General features: G+C 61.3%; 17 protein-coding genes and 1 pseudogene. 11 read left to right on the forward strand and 7 right to left on the reverse strand.

Translation table 11 applies throughout. The annotated features are described in order from the left end of the window. Positions 1-30: 30 nt before the first annotated feature. The 6 genes and pseudogenes from PAF20_RS18540 to PAF20_RS18565 all read right to left on the reverse strand — a co-directional run bounded on the left by PAF20_RS18540 (position 31) and on the right by PAF20_RS18565 (position 6040). Positions 31-1416 carry an ISKra4 family transposase gene (locus PAF20_RS18540; protein ID WP_271073639.1) on the reverse strand — a complete coding sequence of 462 codons (1386 nt, stop codon included), beginning with the start codon at positions 1414-1416 and terminating at the stop codon, positions 31-33. A 26-nt stretch (positions 1417-1442) separates the two neighbouring features. After that, positions 1443-2024, reverse strand: a complete 582-nt coding sequence (locus PAF20_RS18545; protein WP_224558009.1) for a recombinase family protein — start codon at positions 2022-2024, stop codon at positions 1443-1445. 118 nt (positions 2025-2142) lie between these two features. Next, positions 2143-2805 carry a plasmid pRiA4b ORF-3 family protein gene (locus PAF20_RS18550; RefSeq protein ID WP_224558010.1) on the reverse strand — a complete coding sequence of 221 codons (663 nt, stop codon included), beginning with the start codon at positions 2803-2805 and terminating at the stop codon, positions 2143-2145. Positions 2806-2978: 173 nt separating this feature from the next. Further along, positions 2979-4037 (reverse strand): MBL fold metallo-hydrolase, encoded by a 1059-nt coding sequence (locus PAF20_RS18555; RefSeq protein ID WP_271073640.1) that lies wholly within the window; start codon positions 4035-4037, stop codon positions 2979-2981. 487 nt (positions 4038-4524) lie between these two features. Continuing rightward, a pseudogene (scpB, locus tag PAF20_RS18560) lies at positions 4525-5151 on the reverse strand (SMC-Scp complex subunit ScpB). 1 nt (position 5152) lies between these two features. Next, positions 5153-6040 carry a DUF1403 family protein gene (locus PAF20_RS18565; RefSeq protein WP_353620633.1) on the reverse strand — a complete coding sequence of 296 codons (888 nt, stop codon included), beginning with the start codon at positions 6038-6040 and terminating at the stop codon, positions 5153-5155. 132 nt (positions 6041-6172) lie between these two features. Here PAF20_RS18565 and PAF20_RS18570 point away from each other — a divergent pair, with 132 nt between their 5' ends. The 10 genes from PAF20_RS18570 (at position 6173) to PAF20_RS18615 (ending at position 19726) form a co-directional block, all read left to right on the forward strand. Then, positions 6173-7312, forward strand: coding sequence for a tyrosine-type recombinase/integrase (locus tag PAF20_RS18570; RefSeq protein WP_271073641.1), 1140 nt, complete (start codon positions 6173-6175; stop codon positions 7310-7312). A gap of 480 nt (positions 7313-7792) precedes the next feature. Then, a complete protein-coding gene (locus tag PAF20_RS18575; protein WP_271073642.1) occupies positions 7793-9958 on the forward strand; it encodes a ParB/RepB/Spo0J family partition protein in 2166 nt (721 codons plus the stop codon). Positions 9959-10084: 126 nt separating this feature from the next. Continuing rightward, a complete protein-coding gene (locus PAF20_RS18580) occupies positions 10085-10465 on the forward strand; it encodes a DUF3768 domain-containing protein (RefSeq protein WP_271073643.1) in 381 nt (126 codons plus the stop codon). 116 nt (positions 10466-10581) lie between these two features. Beyond that, on the forward strand, positions 10582-10878 hold the full coding sequence (locus tag PAF20_RS18585; protein WP_067264293.1) for a hypothetical protein: 297 nt from the start codon (positions 10582-10584) through the stop codon (positions 10876-10878). 79 nt (positions 10879-10957) lie between these two features. After that, entirely contained in the window at positions 10958-11341 is a 384-nt protein-coding gene (locus PAF20_RS18590) for a DUF6878 family protein (protein WP_271073644.1), read from the forward strand. Between the two features lies 1 nt (position 11342). After that, positions 11343-11819 (forward strand): DUF6915 family protein, encoded by a 477-nt coding sequence (locus PAF20_RS18595; protein ID WP_271073645.1) that lies wholly within the window; start codon positions 11343-11345, stop codon positions 11817-11819. Positions 11820-11925: 106 nt separating this feature from the next. Next, the gene (locus PAF20_RS18600; protein WP_271073646.1) at positions 11926-12561 is read left to right on the forward strand and encodes a hypothetical protein; all 636 of its coding nucleotides are present in this window, start codon (positions 11926-11928) and stop codon (positions 12559-12561) included. Positions 12562-13075: 514 nt separating this feature from the next. Then, positions 13076-17473, forward strand: a complete 4398-nt coding sequence (locus PAF20_RS18605; protein WP_271073647.1) for a strawberry notch-like NTP hydrolase domain-containing protein — start codon at positions 13076-13078, stop codon at positions 17471-17473. Beyond that, positions 17470-18516 (forward strand): DUF7146 domain-containing protein, encoded by a 1047-nt coding sequence (locus PAF20_RS18610; RefSeq protein WP_271073648.1) that lies wholly within the window; start codon positions 17470-17472, stop codon positions 18514-18516. Before PAF20_RS18605 ends, PAF20_RS18610 begins: the two co-directional genes overlap by 4 nt. A 298-nt stretch (positions 18517-18814) precedes the next feature. Next, positions 18815-19726, forward strand: coding sequence for a DUF2493 domain-containing protein (locus PAF20_RS18615; RefSeq protein WP_271073649.1), 912 nt, complete (start codon positions 18815-18817; stop codon positions 19724-19726). Positions 19727-19847: 121 nt separating this feature from the next. Here the strand turns inward: PAF20_RS18615 and PAF20_RS18620 are convergent, their stop codons facing one another. Further along, positions 19848-20183, reverse strand: a complete 336-nt coding sequence (locus PAF20_RS18620; protein WP_271073650.1) for a hypothetical protein — start codon at positions 20181-20183, stop codon at positions 19848-19850. Positions 20184-20780: 597 nt separating this feature from the next. Between PAF20_RS18620 and PAF20_RS18625 the strand changes: the two genes are divergently transcribed. Beyond that, positions 20781-21119 carry a DUF736 domain-containing protein gene (locus PAF20_RS18625; protein WP_271073651.1) on the forward strand — a complete coding sequence of 113 codons (339 nt, stop codon included), beginning with the start codon at positions 20781-20783 and terminating at the stop codon, positions 21117-21119. Positions 21120-21252: the final 133 nt, after the last annotated feature.

Raw genomic sequence — 21252 nt, forward strand, 5'->3', positions numbered from 1 at the left:
AGAAGGAGAGTACCGCAAAGAGTGGGGCAATCATGCAGCCATTCCGGTTTCTGACGAAGATTTCAGCGCCGGATGCCATTGCTCGAACTTGGTGCGCAGCGTGCCATCGAGCACCCGAGTTCGGGTTTGCAGCATGAGGTGCGCGCCTCGTTTTGACCAGCGCATCTGTTGACGCTTGCCGAAGCGCTTTCCAACGACGGTGTTGACGGTGCTTTCGACAAAGCCGGTTGAAACGCGTTCACCGTACCGTCGCCTTTCCGCGTAATTCGGGATCATCGAGGCGTTGTTGGTGATATAGGTCGCGAACTCCAACGCCGCCTTTCGAAGTGCCTTGATGCTGGCATAGTCTGTCTCGACATCTTCCAGATTGATGACAAGGTCTTCAATTGCTGCATGACCATCGTGCAGGTTGCCATTCCAAAGGAAACCTTTGATCTGGCGCAGCAACCTTGCCAGTTTCTCGGCGTCCTCTTCATTGTGATGCGCCAACCCTTTCACGTATTGCTGCATCACGGTGATGCGCATGGTGATGTGGAACCAGTCCAGGATGTGCTCTGAGGCAGGTGCCATATACCGCGCCATGTTGATGAACGTGCCTCCGCCGTCGGTCATAAATGTCACCGGTTGGTTTTCCTGCCAGCCCTGATCCTTCAGAACCTCGTGCAGTCGCCGCTTGGGCTTGTCATCATGACTTTGGACAAGCCCAAGGTAGCGGCTGGGACGATCTGTGGGGATGGATTTGCCGACCGTGACCTCGAAATGCGACTGACCAAGATCGCGGGACCGCACATAGCCGCCGTCGATGCCGACGGTGATTTGGCCTTCCGGGTTGGGAAGCTTGGCGCGCTGGTGGGGGCTGGTTTCAATGAAGCTGTAACGCTCATCAGCCAATTCTGCCTCCATCCGCGTGGCCACGCGCCCCAAATGCCTGCGGATGGTGTCTGGATTGAGCCTCACATCAATCGGCAGCACATCTTTTAACAGATCGGAAGTGACCCCGAAGGACACAAGGGAAGCCCATTTCGTCTCAAGCCAGAGCAACTCCGGGGCGATATGGTCGGGCAAGAGTTCGTTCAGGGGGCTAAAGGTTTTGGCTGGGCTATTGTGGCACTGGCAGGAATAGAAGCGCGGACTGTCAATGGCGATGTCGCCGAAGACCGTCCGGTATCGAATTTGCCGCCATCCTTTGCCACGCAGCTTTCGATCACAGCATGTACAGCGTGCGCGTTTGATGCAAAACGCCTCGCACTGCGCGGCAACAACTTTCTGCTGGATACTCAAAAGGACGGCTTTGCCTTCCTCTATGGACAGGCCGATATCACCAGCGGCCTCAATGCCCTTGGAGAATGCGCCAATCTTGTCCGTGTGAGCGGTGCCGTCTGGCGCAGTGATAGTGACGCTGATTTCGATGTCCATCTTCCGGGTCCTGCCTGCCTGCTTGATTATTTTGGTTCTGAATCTCTCGCCCGCATGATCGTCTGCCGACTGGTGCCCATGTCGCGGGCGATGGAGGAAACTGCCTCGCCACCGGCGATCCGTTCACGGACTAGCGCATGCTCATCAGCCGAAAGGGTTGATGGGCGCCCCAGTGTTTTGCCTTGCGCTTTCGCACGTGCCAGCCCCGATTGCGTGCGCTCAATCAGCAGGTCGCGCTCAAACTGGGCAACCGCGTTGATCACACCCATCGTCAGCTTGCCCGCAGAACTGGTCAGATCCACGCCACCCAATGCAAGGCAATGCACACGGATGCCCAGGGTTTCCAGCTTGGTCACGGTGGTGCTGACATCAATCGCATCACGCCCCAGCCTGTCCAACTTGGTTACGACAAGAACATCGCCGCGTTCCATCTTGTCGAGAAGACGCGCAAATCCCTTCCGATGCGCTATGGCCTGTGACCCTGAAACAGTTTCGGCGATTATCCGGTGCGGCTCCACCACAAATCCCGCAGCGACAATCTCCCGGATCTGGTTCTCGGGGTCCTGTTCGATTGTCGATACTCTGGCATAGGCAAATGTTCTGGTCACAGGGCTGCTGTTCTGTCCGGAAATGTCGTCCAGAATCATACACCTGTTCGATACCGGTTCAATGTATTTTATGGACAGGCCATCATGCCCTGTCCGGAACCGAACGATTTCGGACAGCTTATCCGAACTGCTGATGCATCAGATCGCGGTGCCGCCCGTCCCGAAATGCTTGGTTGACCAGTTTTCGTGAAAACTTGCCTGCCTGGTAAGGCTCTCGCGCAACAACACGTTGCATCGCGGCTTCGACCTCATCGGTCAGCACGTCTCGCACTGTCAGATCCGTCGTGTCCCGCTTGATCAGATCATCCAGCCACTCAGCCATCACGCCGAAGTCCTGCCACGCACCATACCCATCCGCCTCATCGCGGCGATCAAGATAACCCTGCGGGCCACCGCATTCTTCAGGCGGGCAGGGCCCGGAGCCGCCGGTACAAAACGGATATGACTTCTTCGGGTCAGTAGTGCAAATGCTCTCGACGCGGATCTCATGCACCCAGCCATCGCCCATGTCGTACGTGTAGGAAAACTTGTCGTTCTTTCGGAACGAAAATTGCGCCAGCGGCACTCTTGGACTGCCTATCATCAATTCAAAGGAGCCGTACTGCACCGCATAGATATCGAAGGCGTACAGATGAATGCTCTCCCATCCCATGGCCACCTGCAAAACCCCATGCAGCTCGTGCAACGTCATGATTGCTGGAACCATCACGCGGCGCCAGATCATCGGACTGATCCCCAAAAGCCGAGTCTTCAGCTGAATAACGTCACCGAGCGCATCCATGCACTGATCGTGCCATCAATGGCCACCAACGGCAATTGCCCCACACTTTACGGTGCTCCCGTCCGGAACATTGAGGGGCATGGCATATCCTTTTGGCTTCATATGGAAAGGCCGCGCATCCGGCTCTTCCGGACAACAAGCCTCGCCACATCGTACGCAAGCTTACGGGATAGTCAAATGCTGGCTGACGTCCGGTGTGCCAGCAAACCGTCCTGCTGGACCGGATCAAGCTCTCCCCGCCGCACCAGCCGGTTCACATGCGCCAAGGTCTCGGTGAAGGCAAAACTCATTTGGTGCGCATCCAGCTTTCGCGGGAACAGAACCGGCACGAGGTCGGCAACTGTCTGCGGTGCGACGGTGCAAGCCCTTCGAATCAAGTCGCATCGCTGTTCGTGATGTTCTTCCAGTTCTGCAGCCCGGGTATGAAGACCGTGGAACGGGCGTCGATGACCGGGAAGCACCAGAACCTCAGCGGGAATATCTTGCCGGAGCTGACGCAGGCTGCGCAGAAAATGTCCGAGAGGATCGCCATTCGGGTCCGTGGCCGAGACGCTGACATTGGGTGAAATCCGCTCTAGCACCTGATCAGCACAAAAGAGCAGACTCTCCTCGTGACAATATAGCATGATCTGCTCAGCCGCGTGCCCCTCACCGGTGACAACCCGGAACTCCCGATGGCCAATGTTAAGCACGTCCGCCCGAACAAGCCGATGGTAGGACCTGGGGAGCGGATAAACCAATTGCAAGTATTCGTTGCCCCGGATGGCTACGATCCCGGCACCTTCAGCCGTCATTCCATGACTTACGTAGAAGTCAAAGAACTGGCGCGACCCGGTTTCATTCGGGGCGAGTGAAATCAGACGGCTTTCCGAGTAAGAGGACAGGCTGGTCAGCAGCGGCGCGTCGAATCTTTCGCACAGCCACCCGGCCAATCCGATGTGGTCGGGATGCACATGGGTCGCAATGACTCGTGTGATCGGTTCGCCGCGAAGTACATCGCGCAGGACGGCTTGCCAGGTCGCGATCGCCGGTTTCGTGTTGATCCCGGTGTCGATTACCGCCCAGCCCTCTCCGTCACGAATGAAGTAGACGTTGACGTGGTCCAAAGCGAAGGGCAGTGGAAACCGGACCCAGATGATTCCCTCGGCAATTTCGACCGGGTCTCCGAACTCTGGAACGTCTTGGAAAGGAAAAGTCAGGGGTTCGCGGGCCTGCGAGGCATCATTTGTCATTGCACGTCCTGTCAAGCGTTCGTTCAAGACCTAATGCGCCCATCAAAAGCTGTAAACTACCAGTCCTTTTGATCGGGACATCAATTTAGCTATGGCGATGAACTGCCTTCCCCGCCGAACAGCTGCTATCGCGGTGGGACTGGTGGACAAGAGCAGCTTGCGTTGAAACTTAAGCAGTTATGCATGTATCTGGGCAAGACCCTTTGTAATCTGAGAAGGTTGTAGGGGAGAGGTGCGATCATCTTTCGCAAACGCCTCCAGCGGTACCGCCTGCTGATCTTTGTCGATGGGCTACCACCCAATCTGAATTCGTGCCGCTATGTTCGACCGTGTATGAAGGTCCATAAGAACGACGACAGAGACGCGGAGGCAGTCGCTCAACCGGCAACCCGTCCGACGATGTCATTCGTTGCGATCAAGTCGGAAGGACAGCTCGATCATCAGGCCCTGCACCGTGCTCGAGAGAACGTCTTACAATATCGGCTTCTCACCAGCCAATGCCTACTTGTCGCGGCTCCCCTACAACTCCCGCATCCTCAAGATCTTCCCAACTGGGGAGGTCGCGCAGGCTTTCCAGCCCGAAGGCGGTCAGGAAGCCCTCGGTTGTCACAAACGTATAGGGCACGCCGCGGCGGGGGGCTGCGGGGGCCGGTGGCGATCAGGCCTTGGTCTTACAAACGGCCGATAAGGTCGCGGCTTATCTCATCTCTTTGCCGAAAATATCCTTGAGACCGTCGCGGGTGATCGGCTGGTGATAGGCGATTGCGGCCAGAACGGTGGTGTCGAATGCGTTCAGGTCAAGCGCCTGTCCGCCGACCTCTGCCGCAGCCCTGATCACGGCGGCATAGGGGGGCCGTGTGCGCAGCAGCCAGCCTTCGGCGGTTTTGGCGATCTCGTAGGGGCGGTCGGTCAGGTCGGCGGCCAGATCGGCGATCAGCAGATCGACGGCGGCCCCCTGCCCTACGACGCGGGCCAGAACCTCGCGCGGGACGGGGGTTGCGCTGGCGAAGAGCACCGCCTCGATCCGGCGCATCCATGCCCGCCAGCGGTATGCCGCGGGCAGATCCTCCAGCGCGCGGTCGAGAGCGGTATCGGGAGCGGCGGGCTTGACCATGCTACACACCGTAAAGACGGAATGTGGCGCGGCCCGTGAGTTCGCGCAATGCGCCCAGAGCCACGAGCCTGTCGCAAAGCCGCCTTGCGGCGCGATCCGACATCAGGCCCGTCAGCGCCAGCGAAGGGGACAGCGCATCATGGGACAAAAACAGCGCAATCGCGGCATCGGCACCCTTGGCGCGCAGTTTCGGGGATAGTGCCTGCAAGCACCCTGCCCTACGCGCGAGGTCCAGCGCCATGATGGCCGCGTCCTGCGCCTTCGCGGTGACCGCCTTGTGACAGGCCAGACGCAGATCATCGCCCGTGAGACGCAAGGCGCGCACGGGCAGACCGGCGGCGAGAAGCGGCACCGGATGATCCCATCCCATCGCCTGCGCCAGAACCGCATCGGCCATAATCAGGGCTTCGGCCTCGGCGCGCGGGGCGCCTTTCAGGATAGCCTCGAGCACGCGGGCGGCTTGGGCGACGGGCGTGCCCTGCCCCGGTTTGAGCCAGAAAGCTGCATGCGGGGCCAAATGATCGGGCAGGACACTGGCCAGATGTTTGGCGCTGGCCTTGCGCGTCACCGCGCGGCGCCATTGCAGATAGAGCGCCCCTGCCGGTCCGGGATGATCGCCCGCGCGCAACAAATGGACCGCATCGCGCAGATCCGCTGCCGTTTCCATCCGCCCTGCAAAGCCTGCACAGGCAGTGGCCGCACCAAGGGCCAGACGTTCACGCAACAAGCTGTGGGGGGGCGCGGGATTGGTGACCACAGCATGCAGTTCCGCAAGTGCTGCACCTGATAAAAAAGCCACATCTTCAAGGCTTTCACCCGATACGGACATGACCCGCCGCGGAATGCTGGGTATTGTCGGCCTAACATCTTGCGCATAGGAATCGGTCACGTTCGTGCATGAAACTTATTGGCTGGCGGCGCTTTATTCCACAAAATAGATAAAAAAGCGCCGCACTGCGAAAGGTTCATGCATGTCCAATAACCTTGTGTTATCGGACCTAAAAATGATATGCCCGAAAACATGGGCAGTCTCACAAATAACAGTACCAAAATCGAGGGCTCCGACGCCCCAGAGGACGAGATTTCGCGTTCACCGTCCGATGACGCGCCGAACGATGACGAGCACAACGAGAGAGAACAGGCAGAAAGTGAATCAATCGCCCTGCCTGCTCATGTCGCCGGCTCCGGCACCCTCGACCGGCTGATCGATACGGCGCGCGGATACGCCGAAGCTTCAACGGCCGAAAACACCAACAAAGCCTACGCCGCCGACTGGAAACACTTCACCCGCTGGTGCCGGCTGAAAGGAACGGATCCCCTGCCCCCCTCGCCCGAGATGGTGGGGCTTTATATGGCCGACCTTGCCGCATCGACGGGGAAGACCCCTGCTCTGTCGGTCTCCACCATCGAGCGGCGTCTCTCCGGTCTTGCCTGGAACTACACACAGCGCGGGTTCACGCTGGATCGCAAGGACCGGCACATCGCGACGATCCTGGCCGGGATCAAGCGCAAGCACGCCCGCCCGCCGGTCCAGAAGGAAGCGATCCTGCCGGAGGATATCCAGGCGATGGTGGCCACCCTGCCCTACGATCTGCGTGGTCTCCGGGACCGGGCGATCCTTCTCATTGGATATGCTGGCGGTCTCCGTCGCTCCGAAATCGTCAGTCTCGATGTGCACAAGGATGACACTCCGGACTCCGGCGGCTGGATCGAGATCATGGAACAGGGTGTTCTGCTAACGCTAAATGCCAAAACCGGGTGGCGCGAGGTCGAGATCGGACGCGGTTCATCCGACCAGACCTGCCCCGTCCACGCCCTTGAGCAATGGCTACACTTTGCAAAGATCGACTTCGGACCAGTCTTCGTGCGGTGTTCGCGGGATGGGAAACGCGCCCTGGAGACGCGCCTTTCCGACAAACACGTCGCCCGGCTGATCAAGGCGACCGTCCTCAAGAGCGGCATCAGGGCCGATCTGCCGGAGGCGAAACGGTTGGCAATGTTCTCCGGCCATTCCTTGCGCGCCGGGCTCGCATCGTCAGCAGAAGTCGATGAACGCTACGTTCAAAAGCAACTCGGTCATTCTACTGCGGAGATGACCCGACGGTACCAGCGCAGGCGCGACAGGTTCCGGGTCAATCTGACCAAGGCAGCGGGGCTGTGAAGTCCTCGGTTCTTGACCTGCTGGTGAAGCGCCAAGGTGAAATTCGAGTGGTTCAGTTTCAGCTTACTGCTTCAATTGAAATCAGGAACTAAACGCGACATTCGTGAACCTCTTCATCCCCCTCGGTGGTGATGAGAGGGGCGTCGTAATCATCAATCAAAGTAGAGGTTTGTGGCTTCATATGCGCAAAATACTAATCTTTTGCACATTACCCAAGCGTTTTTGTGGCCGCTGCTTGCGCCCTTTATATAGTACGCGCGCGCGACTGCCGGCAGAACCTCTCAGTTCGCGCTCTGCCCTAGGAAACCAAGGGATTATGCACCAGCGCCCCGAGAGAACACTAGCTTGCATTCGTTTACAAATGGTCGATTGGTGACGTGATCCGCATTTGCAAAAAGCCAGAGAAAGGGAAGCCCGGGTGCCGGGCTTGAAAGGATAGAGAGAGTCTCTTCCGGGTCCGGCATGACAAGGATCCTGACCATGGCCAAGACGCGTTCGAAACCCACCACCTCAAAGAAGACCGAAGCCGCCGGATCGGCAACGCCTGACGGCGCCGCCAACATCCGGATGATCCCGCTCGACCAGCTGGAGCCGAGTCCTCTCAACGTCCGCAAGGTCGCCGCGAGCGCCAGCGATGACGCCGAACTCCTCGCCAGCATCCGCGAGACCGGCATCAAACAGAACCTGGTGGTGCATGCGCTGTCTGAGACACGTTTTGCTGTCGATGCGGGTGGGCGCCGCCTCAAAGCGCTAAAGCAACTCGCCGAAGACGGCGCCATCCCTAAGGATCACCCAGTCCCCTGCCTCGTCGAGGATGAGCACAACGCTATCCTCACCTCCGCCACCGAAAACCTCCAGCGCGCGGCGATGCATCCCGCCGACCAGTTCGAGGCGTTTGACAACTTGATCGGCGAGGGCCGCAGCGAAGACGAGATCGCGCTGAAGTTCGGCGTATCTGTCGACCTGGTGCGCCGCCGCCTCAAACTCGCCCGTGTCGCGCCCGAGATCATCGAGCAGTTCCGCGCGGGCGACCTGACCCTCGAATGCGTGATGGCCTTCACGCTGACCGACGATCATGATCGCCAACTGGCTGTCTGGAACGCGGTGAAGGGCGGCTATCACATCCACCCGCAAAGCATCAAACGCCAGCTCACCGAGACCGCGCATTCGGCGAACTCTGCCCTCGGGCGTTTTGTCGGCATCGAGGCCTATGAGGGGGCGGGCGGCATTCTGCTCCGCGACCTCTTCGACGATCGTGCCAGTGCCCATATGGAAAACCCCGACCTTCTGGAGCGCCTAGCCATCGAGAAACTGCAAGCTGAGGCCAAGACTTTTGAGGGGACATGGAAATGGGTCGAGGTGCATCTCTCGGTGGATTACGGCGCGTTTCGCAGTTTCGGGCGAGTCTATCCGCAGGATATCGACCCCGATCCGGACCTGTTGGCCGAGGAAGAGCGTCTCATTGCGCGCGAGGAAGAACTGGCGGCGCAGAATGACGGTGAGGACTGGACTGACGCCGAGAGCGAAGAATACTACGCCATCGAGCCGCGCCTGCGCGAGATCGAGGCCTTGCAGCGCGAACGGCAACTTTACGCAGACGAAGATCGTGCCATCGCCGGCGTGGTTCTGACCATCGGTCATGATGGGGTGTTGCGCGTCGAGAAAGGCCTGGTGCGGCCCGAGGATATTCCTGCTGTGCCCGAGCCCGACGAGACCAGCGCAGATACGGATGACGCCCCTTCCCCTGCCCGCCCAAAGGTAACACCGCCAACTTCCTCGACACCGGTGCCGACCTCCGACCCGGCGGCGACGTTGCGCAAGGCGGACGGGATTTCGGCGAGTCTCGCCGACGATCTGCGCGCGACGCGCCAGCACATCCTCAGGGCGCATCTGGCGGCAGATTTCGAGGTGGCGTTCGATGCGATGCTCTACGCGCTCTGCGAGCAGGCTCTGGGGCGGTCCTACAACAACGAGGCGCTCGACATCTCGATCCGGCCCTTCCAGGCGCAGAACCGCGAGGTGTTGCATGCAGAAACTGTCGCCCAGAAGATGCTCGAGGCGCTGGAACAAGACCTCGCCACCGACTGGATGACGCTGGAGAAGCCAGAGGACTTCCGGGCGATGTCCGCGCTGCCCATCGCGGACAAGCAGGCGCTGTTCACCTGGGCGGCGGGTCTGGCGGTCAAACCGCAGCTCTCTTCCGACAATCGCCCCTCCCCAATCATCGAGGAGATCGGCGCGCGGCTTGACGTCGATGTGGCGGCCTGCTGGCGCCCGACCGCGCAGAATTACTGGGGTCGGGTCAATAAGGGCCATGCAGTGGCCACGGCGCGCAAGCTGATCGGCGACAACTATGCCGAAGATCGCAATCGCGAGCGCAAAGGCGATCTCGCCGCGGCCATGGAACGCGCCTTCGCGGAAACGGCGGGCGAAACGGAAGGGTTCAACGCCGCGACGGTTGCAAAGACGACGCGCTGGCTGCCCGAGGGGATGGAGTTTGCCGGTGCGACGGAGTCCGACGCCAAAATGATTGTTGATGCGTCCGAGGCCGGGGACGGCGACGTGCCCGCCGCAGACGTTCTGGCCGAGGCGGAGAGCAATGAACCATCGTCCTTGCCCGCCTTCCTCAGCGGGGATGCCGCCTGACGAAGCAAAAATCGATCTGATTGCCACATAAGCTTTGGGCCGTCCTCACATCGAGGGCGGCTCTTTCCGGCTGACGGGTTGCCTACAGCCGATATCGGATCGGCTGGCCCGTCCCGGAGACCCCACATGACCACCACGCTCGACCTCGATCCCGTTCAGGAAGCCGTACTGATCGCCGCGCAGAACGATGCATTTCGCCACTCCATCCTAGCCAATCTTCCCGTTGCCGATGCCCCGCAGGGCCAGTTCGTGATGACACGCGGCGTCGCGGCGCTTGGTATCGATGCGCAACTGGAACTGACCCGCCGTGTCGCCGCCTTCGACGGGTTCAATGCCGACAGTGATCCGCAGGGTTGGCACGAGATGGGCGTCATCGACCTCGATGGTACAACCGTCTGGTTCAAGGTCGATTTGTACGACGTCGACTACCAATATGGCTCGCCCGAGCCTTCTGACCCTTTGCAAACGCGCCGGGTCCTGACCCTGCTTCTGCCGTCGGAATACTGACGACTCCGTTTCACCGACATCGCCCCGGATCGCCCTTGCACAAAGGGCGGTCCTTTCGGGCTGGCGGGTTCCAAGGGGCGCGATGATCGCGTTCGGCCTGCTGCAGGAGACCAGAGATGGCCAAGACACTCGACTACCAGATCACCCTCTATCCGGCGCATCGTGACGGCGCCTTCGTTGTCACCCAGTTCCAGATGCTGGGGAGCTACCCCGAAAAGCGCATCCAGGCCGCGGGCATGGATGACCTCATCGACAAGGTGACGCAGTTCGCCATGGAGCATGGCGAAAGCTGCAGCGCCTCGGTGCGCTGCCTCGCCCCGCGCAAACCGCCTGGGTTCAAGCGCGCGACCGAGAACCTCTATTTCAACCTGGTTGACCGGACGGCTGAGAAACGCGGCGACGCTGCGGCCTGAAGCCCGCCCAAGGAAGCCTCCGGGGCGGCCTCGCGCCACGGTCGCCCTCCCCTCCCCTCAATTCCAAAGGAGCAAAGACATGACACAAGCGACTGATTTCTATTCGCAGATGCTCGAATCCCAGAGACGCGCTGCCGAACAGCGGGCCGAAACCCGCGCGGCCCTTCTCACAGAGCTGCGCGCCCTAGGCGTGACCGGCCTAAAGGTGCAATACGAAGGCTACGGCGATTCCGGCAATGTCGAGGATGTCGTTGTGACCCCTGACACGGTCACCCTGAAAGAAGAGCTGCGGCGCCGCGTCGAAGACTTCGGCTGGGACTTCGCCTATGCGCTGAGCCCCGGTTTCGAGAACAACGAAGGTGGCTATGGCGAACTGTCCTGGTCACTCGAGGCGGACAAGATCGATGTCAGCCACTCGAACCGCTTTATCGCGTCTGAGACCACCGAACACGAGGGGCTCTGACATGGCACATCCCCTCCATCACGCTGAAAGCTCGGCCCGAAAGTTCGGCGGCGTTCCAGATGACTATCAGTTCGTGCATGAGTGGTTTGACTCATCGAAAGAGCACCTGGCCCTCTTTGTCCACCGTGCCTACCGCCATCATACGGCCGGAATCTATGATGCCCAACGGATCTTCGGACACAGCCTGATCAACAGCGCGGGCCGGGTCGTCCCGATCCGCTGGATTGGCGAGCAGCATGTGCGCGAAGACTGCCAGGGGCGTATCCCGTCCCTGGCGGACTGGCTCGCCCGCATTCAGCCGGAGCCATGGATGGCCAATGGCCGGATAGACAACGATCCGACGCAGATCGGCAGCGATCCGCGCGCGGTCTGGATCGCGGCGGTGGCCAATCATCAGACCATTCTCGGCTTTGAGGATTGGCTCCTGAAGGTTTCGGTCGAGCACGTCGAGCATCGCCTGAACCGCGCCGCCGCCTGATCCGCCGGGCGGCAAACTCGCCAACCATCTGACCACGTCCAGATCGACCCGCTCGAGCCACAAAAGGCTCGGCGGGTCGATTGCGTTTCAAAAAAAGGATATCGACATGCACGACCCCGTCTATAACGAGGTCTACCAAGGCCACATCATCAAAATCTACCACGACCCCGATGCTGATTGCCCGCGCGCGTGGTCCAACCTCGGCACATTGATCTGCTGGCATCGACGCTATTGGCTGGGTGACAGCCATGAGTTCGACAGCCCCGAGGCGTTCCTGCGCGATCTCGCAGGTGTTTCGGATCAGAGCGATCTCTCGATGGACCAGCTGCGCGACCGCGCCGAGCGCAAGTCCGTGCTGCTGCCTGTGTTTCTCTACGACCATTCCGGGCTCGCCATGAATACCATCGGGTTCCACTGCCCGTGGGATTCCGGCCAGGTCGGTTACGTCTATGTGCCGCTTGAGGCGGTTCGGAAGGAGTTCGGCGTGAAACGCGTCACCAAGGCGCTGCGCGAAAAAGCCAAGGACATCCTGCGCGCAGAAATCGTCAGCTACGATGCCTATCTCGGCGGCCGGGTCTACGGCTATGTCATTGAGCGGGACGGCGACGAAGTCGATGCCTGCTGGGGGTTCGTCGGCGACTATGAAACGGGTTGTTTGCCAGAGGCGCGGGAGGCGGTACCGACACCGTCGCCGAGTCAGACACGTCGGTCCGCTGCCGCTCAAACGCAGGCTCACCCTTAGGAACCGGCACATGTGGTATACGCTCCTTTCCTTGCGCGAATCCCAATCGGCCTCGCATTGCTGCAATGCAGAAATATCATGGCCCGGCTATTGTGCGGTCGCAGCATGAGCACTATGTTTCGAATGTGATCGGTTCTCTCCTCCTCCCTGAACCAATCAAAGTTAATCGGCGGCATCCACCTCCTCCCGGATGCCGCCTTTTTCTTTTTCAGAGCTCGTCCTGAAGGTTATCTACGGTTTGTCAGTCGCCGCTCGGTCGACGACGTACCCGTGTCGGATGCGCAGGCGGCAAACCGTCCGAAACTTCGGCGAGTTGGTAATACGTCAAGCTGACAAGGGCTTCCGCGATAGCGCCCACAGACCCATCCGTAGTTTCTGGGGATAAGTTTCCGCTACCTGAGCGGAGATCAGCAATCCCATGAAAGAGCGAGAGGCAGGGCGGGAGGGGTGACCCCTCCCGGGTGAGAGAGTGCGCGCGGGGCTTGGGGCCAACCCTCAACCCCGGAGATTGCCGATGAACGCTCACCCCCATTCCGTCCAGCTTGCAACCGAGCCCGAAGCCCCTGCCCGACGCGAGGCCTCGGGTTTCGCCCAACACCTTATGCAGGTTGCGAGAACCCTCGTCCCCCTGTTCGAGGCAGGCAGGTCCATCGACGCCGCCGCCCTTCGCGCCGCCATGGAAGAGGCCTTCGGCGTCAGCGACACGAGTGGCGCCTGGGTCTGGAAGGACGCCTATGAGGCCGCCGAGACCGCCCAGATCCTGATGCTTTCGCGCTACGGCGCGCTGATGCAGCGCCAGGCACCCTCGCCGCAGGCCTTTCTTTACATGATCGAGCGTCTCGCCGGTCTAGCGCCGTCCCACACGCGGCGCTCTGAGGACAGCGTCCGTCTGCAACAATTCTCAACGCCTTTGCCGCTCGCAGCCATCGTTGCGCAGGCGGCAGGGTTTCGGGCCGAAGATCTGGTGCTGGAGCCCTCTGCGGGCACCGGCATGCTGGCGATCTTTGTACAAATTGCAGGTGCTCCGCTGGCGCTGAATGAGCTTGCGGAAAATCGCCGCGCCTTGCTGGAAAACCTGTTCCCCGGTGCCGTCGTCTCGGATCACGATGCCGCCTCGATCGACGACCGGCTTGATCGCTCGATCATGCCCTCGGTCATCGTGATGAACCCGCCGTTTTCTGCGGCCAACCATGTCGAGGGCCGGTTCCGGCAGGCAACCAGCCAACATGTGCTTTCCGCCCTGGCGCGCCTTGCACCGGGTGGGCGTCTTGTCGTCATCACTGGCGAAAGCTTCCGACCCTCGACGAAATCCTTCCAGTCGACATTCCAGCGGATTGGCCAGAGTGCCGATGTGGTGTTTTCTGCCGCCATCGATGGCAAGGTCTTCGCGCGACATGGCACCACGATCGACACGCGGCTGACCGTGATCGACAAGCGCACGGTCGGCGAACAAGAGAAAGCTCCGGACGACATCGAGGCCGCCTATCATCCGATCTGCGCGACCACGGCCGATCTCCTCGCGTCAGTTCTGACTAACTGCCCGGAGCGCCGCAGCCCCCCGCCCTGCCCTACTAGTTCGGCGTTGTCGGTTCCGTCCAGCCCGACGCGTACGAACCTGCATGCCCTGCGCAATGCCGCCCGCAAGGAAACCCGTGCGCTCGCCGAGGAACGTGCGAGGCATCCGTTCGACGACATCCAGACGGTCCCGCTCGACTACCTGCCGAAAGCCTGGAGTGAACCCGAGGGCACGCTGCAGGACACGGTTTACGAGGCCTATGACCTGCAGGCGATCCGGATCGACGGCGCAGCGTTGCACCCGACCGCACTTGTCCAATCCGCCGCCATGGCCTCGGTCCCGCCGCCCGTGCCGACCTATCGTCCCATCCTGCCGAAGAGCCTTGTGGCGGACGGCCTTCTCTCCGCGCCGCAGCTCGAAAGCGTGATCTGCGCAGGCAATGCGCATGAGACGCATCTCAAGGGCTGGTTCAAGCGCGGCGAGATCGAGGGCCAGCTGATGGCGGCGACCGAGGGTGATGAGGGGGCCTTTCGCCTGCGCAAGGGCTGGTTCCTCGGCGATGGCACAGGCTGCGGCAAGGGGCGGCAGGTCGCGGGCATTATCTTGGATAACTGGCTGCAGGGACGACGCCGGGCGGTCTGGGTTTCGAAGAGCGACAAGCTCATCGAGGATGCCCGGCGCGACTGGATGGCGCTCGGGGGGCGCGAAAGCGATATCGTGCCGCTCTCGAAGTTCCGTCAGGGCGGCGACATCAGGCTGCCCGAAGGCATCCTCTTCGTCACCTATGCCACCCTGCGGTCGGCTGAACGTGAGGGCAAAGCCTCCCGCCTCGATCAGGTGACGTCCTGGCTTGGCGAGGGGTTCAACGGGGTCATCGCTTTCGACGAAAGCCACGCTATGGCGAATGCCGCCGGCGAAAAGTCCGACCGCGGCGACAAGAAGGCTTCGCAGCAGGGTCTCGCTGGCCTCGCGCTGCAAAACGCTGTGCCCGATGCGCGGGTGCTCTACGTTTCGGCCACGGGAGCGACGGTCGTCGGCAATCTCGCCTATGCCTCCCGACTTGGCCTTTGGGGCACTGGCGATTTCCCCTTCGTGACACGGGCTGAGTTCGTCGCCGCGATGGAGGCTGGCGGTATTGCCGCCATGGAGATGATCTCGCGCGACCTGAAGGCGCTTGGGCTCTATCTCGCGCGCTCGCTCTCTTATGCCGGGGTCGAATACGAGATGCTGGTGCATGGGCTGACACCTGCCCAAGTCGCGATCTACGACAGTTACGCCGATGCCTATCAGATCATTCACACCAACCTCGAGGCCGCCCTTCAGGCCTCGGGAATTTCTTCCGAAACTGGCACCTTGAACGCCCAAGCGAAATCCGCCGCGCGTTCCGCCTTCGAGAGCAACAAGCAGCGCTTCTTCAACCATCTCATCACCGCCATGAAATGCCCCTCGCTCATCCGCGCCATCGAGGCGGACCTGGCCGCAGGCCATTCGGCGGTGATCCAGGTGGTCTCGACCAGCGAGGCGGTGATGGAACGCCGCCTCGAGGACATCCCGCCCTACGAGTGGGACGATCTTCAGGTCGATTTTACGCCGAGGGAGAACATCATGGACTACCTGATGCATAGCTTTCCGACGCAGCTTTTCGAGCCCTACACCGACGAGAACGGCGATCTGCGCTCGCGCCCGGCGCTTGATGGCGACGGCAACCCGATCATCTGCCGCGAGGCGGAGCGGCGTCGCGATGAGCTTGTCGAGCACTTGGGTGCCCTCGCCCCGGTGCAGGGCGCGCTCGACCAGATCCTCTGGCATTTCGGGGGCGATGCCGTGGCCGAGGTCACCGGACGCAAGCGGCGCATCGTGAAAACGCGCGAGGGGCGGCTCAAGGTCGAGAACCGCCCCGCCTCCTCCAACCTCGGCGAAACCCAGGCCTTCATGGACGACGCCAAGCGCATCCTGATCTTCTCCGATGCTGGCGGCACGGGGCGCAGCTACCATGCCGATCTTGGTGCGAAGAACCAGCGCCTCCGCGTGCACTATCTGCTGGAGCCCGGCTGGAAGGCCGACAATGCGATCCAGGGGCTCGGGCGCACCAATCGCACCAACCAGGCGCAGCCGCCGCTCTTTCGACCCGTTGCGACCAATGTGAAGGGTGAGAAGCGGTTTCTTTCCACCATCGCCCGACGTCTCGACACGCTCGGGGCGATCACCAAGGGGCAACGCGAGACGGGCGGCCAGAACATGTTCCGCGCAGAGGACAACCTCGAGAGCCCCTATGCGCGGTCGGCGCTGCGGCAGTTTTTCTACAAGCTGCGCGCAGGCAAGATCGACGCCTGCTCCTACGCGAAGTTCCAGGAGATGACCGGGCTGACGCTCGATGAGGGGGATGGCACGATGAAGGAGAACCTGCCGCCGATTCAGCAATTCTTGAACCGCTGCCTGGCTCTGCGGATCGACATGCAGGATGCGATTTTCGAGGCCTTCGGCGGGTTTCTATCGGCCATCATCGAAGACGCACGGCAGGCTGGCACGCTGGACGTCGGGCTAGAGACCCTGCGCGCGGAAAAGTTCGAAATCGTCGACCGCAAGGTCATCTTCGAGCACGAGGTGACGGGCGCAATGGCAACTGCGCTGACCGTCGAGCGCACGGATCGCAACGACCCGCTCACCCTGCCCCGCGTCAAAGCCATCTGCGCCGACACAAAAGGCGCGACGCTGTGCTGGAACAAGACCTCCAAACGCGCGGCCCTGATGGTGAAGGCACCAGCCTTCATGGACGAGGACGGCGTACCGATCCTGCGGGTGAAACTGCTGCGGCCAATGGCCACAGATATCCTCGCCCTTTCCGAGTTCTCGAAATCACACTGGGAAGAGATCGACGACCAGATGTTTGAACAGCTCTGGCAGGCCGAGGTCGACGCCGTGCCGGAGTTCACCACCTCGAAGATCACGCTGATCTGCGGCCTCCTCCTGCCGATCTGGGACCGGCTGCCCGCTGACAACATGCGCATCTACCGCCTGCAGACCGAGGATGGGGAGCGCGCCATCGGTCGTCTGGTCAGCCAGGAGCAACTCCTGAACGTCTACGCGAGGCTCGGTCTTGACTGCCAGTTCGAAATGACGCCGCAGGAGGTGTTCACTGCGGTGATGGAGGGTAAGACGACCCTCAGCCTGCTTGGGGGTTACCAGTTGCGCCGTTCGCTGGTCATGGGACAGCCAAGGCTTGAACTCATTGGCGCATCGGGCGCGGCCCTGCCCGGTCTGAAGGTCATTGGGTGTTTCACCGAGGTGATCCAGTGGAAGACACGGGTGTTCATTCCGGTCGACGGCATCGACGTGTTGGCGCGGGTACTCGCCGAACACCCGGTCGGTGCCAGTGCCGCGGATGCAGCCGGATGAGTGCGCGGCGCAGCATAGCAGACCTCTCGGCCGATCTCGCAGACCGGGCCGAGAGTTTCTGCCGCCACTATTTCCCCGAAGGACGCAAGCAGGGCAATTATTGGCAGGTTGGCGATACCTCGGGGGCTAAGGGCCAGAGCCTCGCGATCCGGCTCCAGGCGCAAGGTGGGCGCAAGGCCGGGTCCTGGACCGACTATGCGACGGGGCAATACGGCGATCTGATCGACCTGCTGCATGAACGGCTTGGTTCGGTCACGCTCAAGGAAACGCTGAGGGAGGCCCGGTCCTTCCTGGGCCAAGCCCCCTGCCCCGCCGTGCCTCGTGACTCCCGAAACGTTGAGCGCCCGGATGCAGCCTCCAGCAAACGCATTGCGCGGGCGCGGAAGCTCTTTGCCGCTGGCAAGCCGATCCTCGGCACACTGGCCGCCAGCTATCTGCAGGGGCGCGACATCGCGCGCTTCGGTCCTGCCCTGCGCTATCACCCGCGGGTCTTCCTGCGTCAGGGCGAGGACGACCCTGATCCGCCGCAGAGGTCCCCTGCCCTGCTCGCAAAGATCACCGACAATCGGGGCCAGATCACCGGATGCGCAAGGGTCTATCTCGACCCGTCCACCGGCGGGTTGGCCGGGATCGAGAGCCCGAAGCGGATCTTGGGGCAGCTTCGCGGTCATGCCATCCGTTTCTGGTCCGGCTCACCTCGCTCCGATCTCATCGTGGGCGAAGGGCTCGAGAACACCCTCTCGGTTGGCACGGCTCTCCCCGAGTTCGATCTCGCCTCCTGTCTCACCGCCACCCATCTCGGTCTCTTCATCCCGCCGCCGGGGATCAAGCGTATCTGGATCGCACGGGACAATGACGAAGCTGGACGAAACGCATCCATGAGATTGCGTAACCAGCTGGAATCGCGTGGAATTACCTGTGGTGACCTCGTGCCGACCATGGGCGATTTCAACGACGATCTGCGGGCATTTGGCAGAGATGCGCTGCGCCGGTCCCTGTTAGGGTCCATGAAAGCACAAGGTCCGGAGATCGAGGACGGGTGAGCGCCGGCCTTCTCGGGAATGTCCCACAGGGCAAAGGTTCCGCCGGTTCGATCTGATGCCGTTTGAATAAGGGGAGCGATGGACCGGCGGGTCGGGGCTGAGTGCCCCTCGCCCAGGCAGCAATGCGCCGCTACCCGGAAAATTCCCCTGCCCCTTCGGGCCATTCCTCGCGGGATCAATTTTCCGGCTCTGGGCGCATTCTCCGCTGCGCTCCGATCCTGACGGATGCGGCCCGGTCGCCGCCGGTCCTGATATCGCCCCATCCAAATCGGGTCAGATCAAACAGAGGAACCAGACAATGCCCCATCAGACAGACATCCAAGAGGACACCGGTGTGACCTCCGCCATCCTCGACCACCTCGCACTTCACGGCGCAACGCCTGGGCCCGGCGAGACCGATCATCGCCCCCTGCCCCAGCCCGACGAGGTCGAGCTCGCGATGGCGACGCTTTTCGACACCACCATTGGCCTCCTCACCGGCAGCCAGTTGGAAGAAAATCTCGAAGAGGTGCTTTGGTCCCTCACCTCGATCTTCCATCGCCGGCTTACCCATATCCAGAAGCTTCTCGATGACAACGAATTCGAGGTCCGGGAAAGTCTCGCCGTCCAGGACGGCTCCGAGGTCGCCTCGGTCGAACTCGAGCGCCTCCAGATGATCGGGCTCAAGCTCTGGGACCATCGCGACGCTTTCGAGCAGATGCGCGATCTTGCCGTGGACCACTTCTCGGCCGCCACGGGTTCACCCTGGCTGCCCCGCACCGGATCCAAGGTCTCGCATCGCGGCTTGACCTCCGCCGTGGTGGACAGCCGGGCCTATCTCTCGGCGAAGCGCCGCAAGGAGACCGAGGTGCACTGCCCCGAAGGCACGCGGATCGCCTTCTCGGGCGGGGACTATCAGGCCTATGATCTGATCTGGTCCGTCCTCGATGCCACCCATGCCAAATATCCCGACATGGTGCTCCTGCACGGTGGCACGCCCAAAGGTGCAGAAATGATCGCGGCTCGCTGGGCAGATACCCGGGGCGTCACCCAGGTGGTCTTCAAGCCCGACTGGAAGAGGCACGGCAAGGCCGCCCCCTTCAAGCGCAACGACAAGATGCTCGAGACCATGCCCCAGGGTCTGATCGCCACCCCCGGTTCGGGTATCACCGAGAACATCGTCGACAAGGCGCGCAAGCTCGGGATCCGCATCAAGAGGATCGGGGCTTAGGCCCCGGTTCTACCATGACATCAGTCAGAGCTCACTGTGCGGTTCGCTCTATGAGCTCGCAGAGGTACGCAGTTCTGCGGCAATTGGTCTGTCAGACTGCTGAGTGTGTGGATGAGTATTTCTAGCCGCTCGCTGTCGCGGGATTTCCTGAAGCCTCGTGACGCTCTCGTCGTCCCGCGATCAGCGGGATGTTCGCCGAAAGGCACCCCATGTCGGCCAGGAAACTGACCAATCCGACGATCGTCTTGAACTCGCGCAATTTGAAGACGCTGCGGCTTGTGACAAGCATCTTCGCATCCTTGCCATCCTTCGTCACCGCGTGCACGACCCAGGAGCCATACCAACTGTTGTGGCGCTTCTCGGCAGTCTCGTTGCAGATTACCTCGATGAGGTAACCATCTGAGAGCAGATCGCGCAGGCCATCCTCGGTGACCACATTCGGTGTTGCGCCGTCCAACAGCTTATCCTCTTCACTTATGCTTACACCTATCGGGATTGGAGCGGGCCCGAGCTATTGCCCGATCTCCCGAGTCGCATGCGTCGTTTGCTCAGTTTCGCGATGCCATACGGGACATCCTCGAAGTCCGCAACGCCACCGGGATTGAGGTCGTCGGGAACAGATGCGCGTGTCCTCGCTCTGGCATTTCAACTTCTTCAGCCTGTCAGATCACTGTCTGCTTGAGGCCACTGGTGACTCGACCGAGGAACTGAACACGGGCCGGTGTCGCCTTGCGACGGGTCCTGGTGTGTATCGAAAGATCAGGTGTGACTGTCCAATGATCGCTTCGGCGTTCTTGGCTGTCGGCTGTTCACCCACCTTCCTTCGCGGCCACCGCACTTCTCCCGATGTCTGAGTTGCATGAAATGCTGGTCGCAGCTGTCGTCCCGCCCACAAAGGTTGTCGCCGATCTTTTTCCCCTGACCCTGCGGGTCATTCCGCGCGGATCAAAAAGACCGGCGCCTGCCCCTCTCCGCTGCGCTTCGCCTTCGGTGTGTCCGGGCCTTGGCCAGCTGCAAGGTGACCATCATTGCAACGCAAACAAGGAGAAGAGCAATGACCACGAACTGCATCAAATTCACCAGCGCCGACATCGAAACCGCTAAGGGCGTCGGCTCCATCTCGACCCTGACTTTTGATCTCGACATCACGGTCGAACCTGTCGCAAGCACGAACCCGATGGCCCCCACGCACCGTGTGCTCGGCCGCTCCCCGCGCGGCAAGCTGGTCGAGTGCGGTGGCATCTGGAAGAAGCAGAACAAGGAGACCGGCGCCGACTACTACACGCTGACCATCCGCGATCACGGCTTCAACGCCAACCTCGGCAAGGCCGCGCACCAGGACGATCTGTCCCTGCAGGCCGTCATCCCCTGGGGTCCCAAAGACGCCGCGTGATCTGAAGAATTGGGCCCGACATCGTTCGGGCCCAGCACCCGCAAGTCGATCTTGAACGCGTTCAAGATTAGGTCGTTTTGCACCTCACCGCCTCTAATCATACTCCTGAATTCAGGTAGGCGCGTGGTATCTT

Source organism: Paracoccus albus (assembly GCF_027913035.1).
Taxonomy (GTDB): Bacteria; Pseudomonadota; Alphaproteobacteria; order Rhodobacterales; family Rhodobacteraceae; genus Paracoccus; species Paracoccus albus.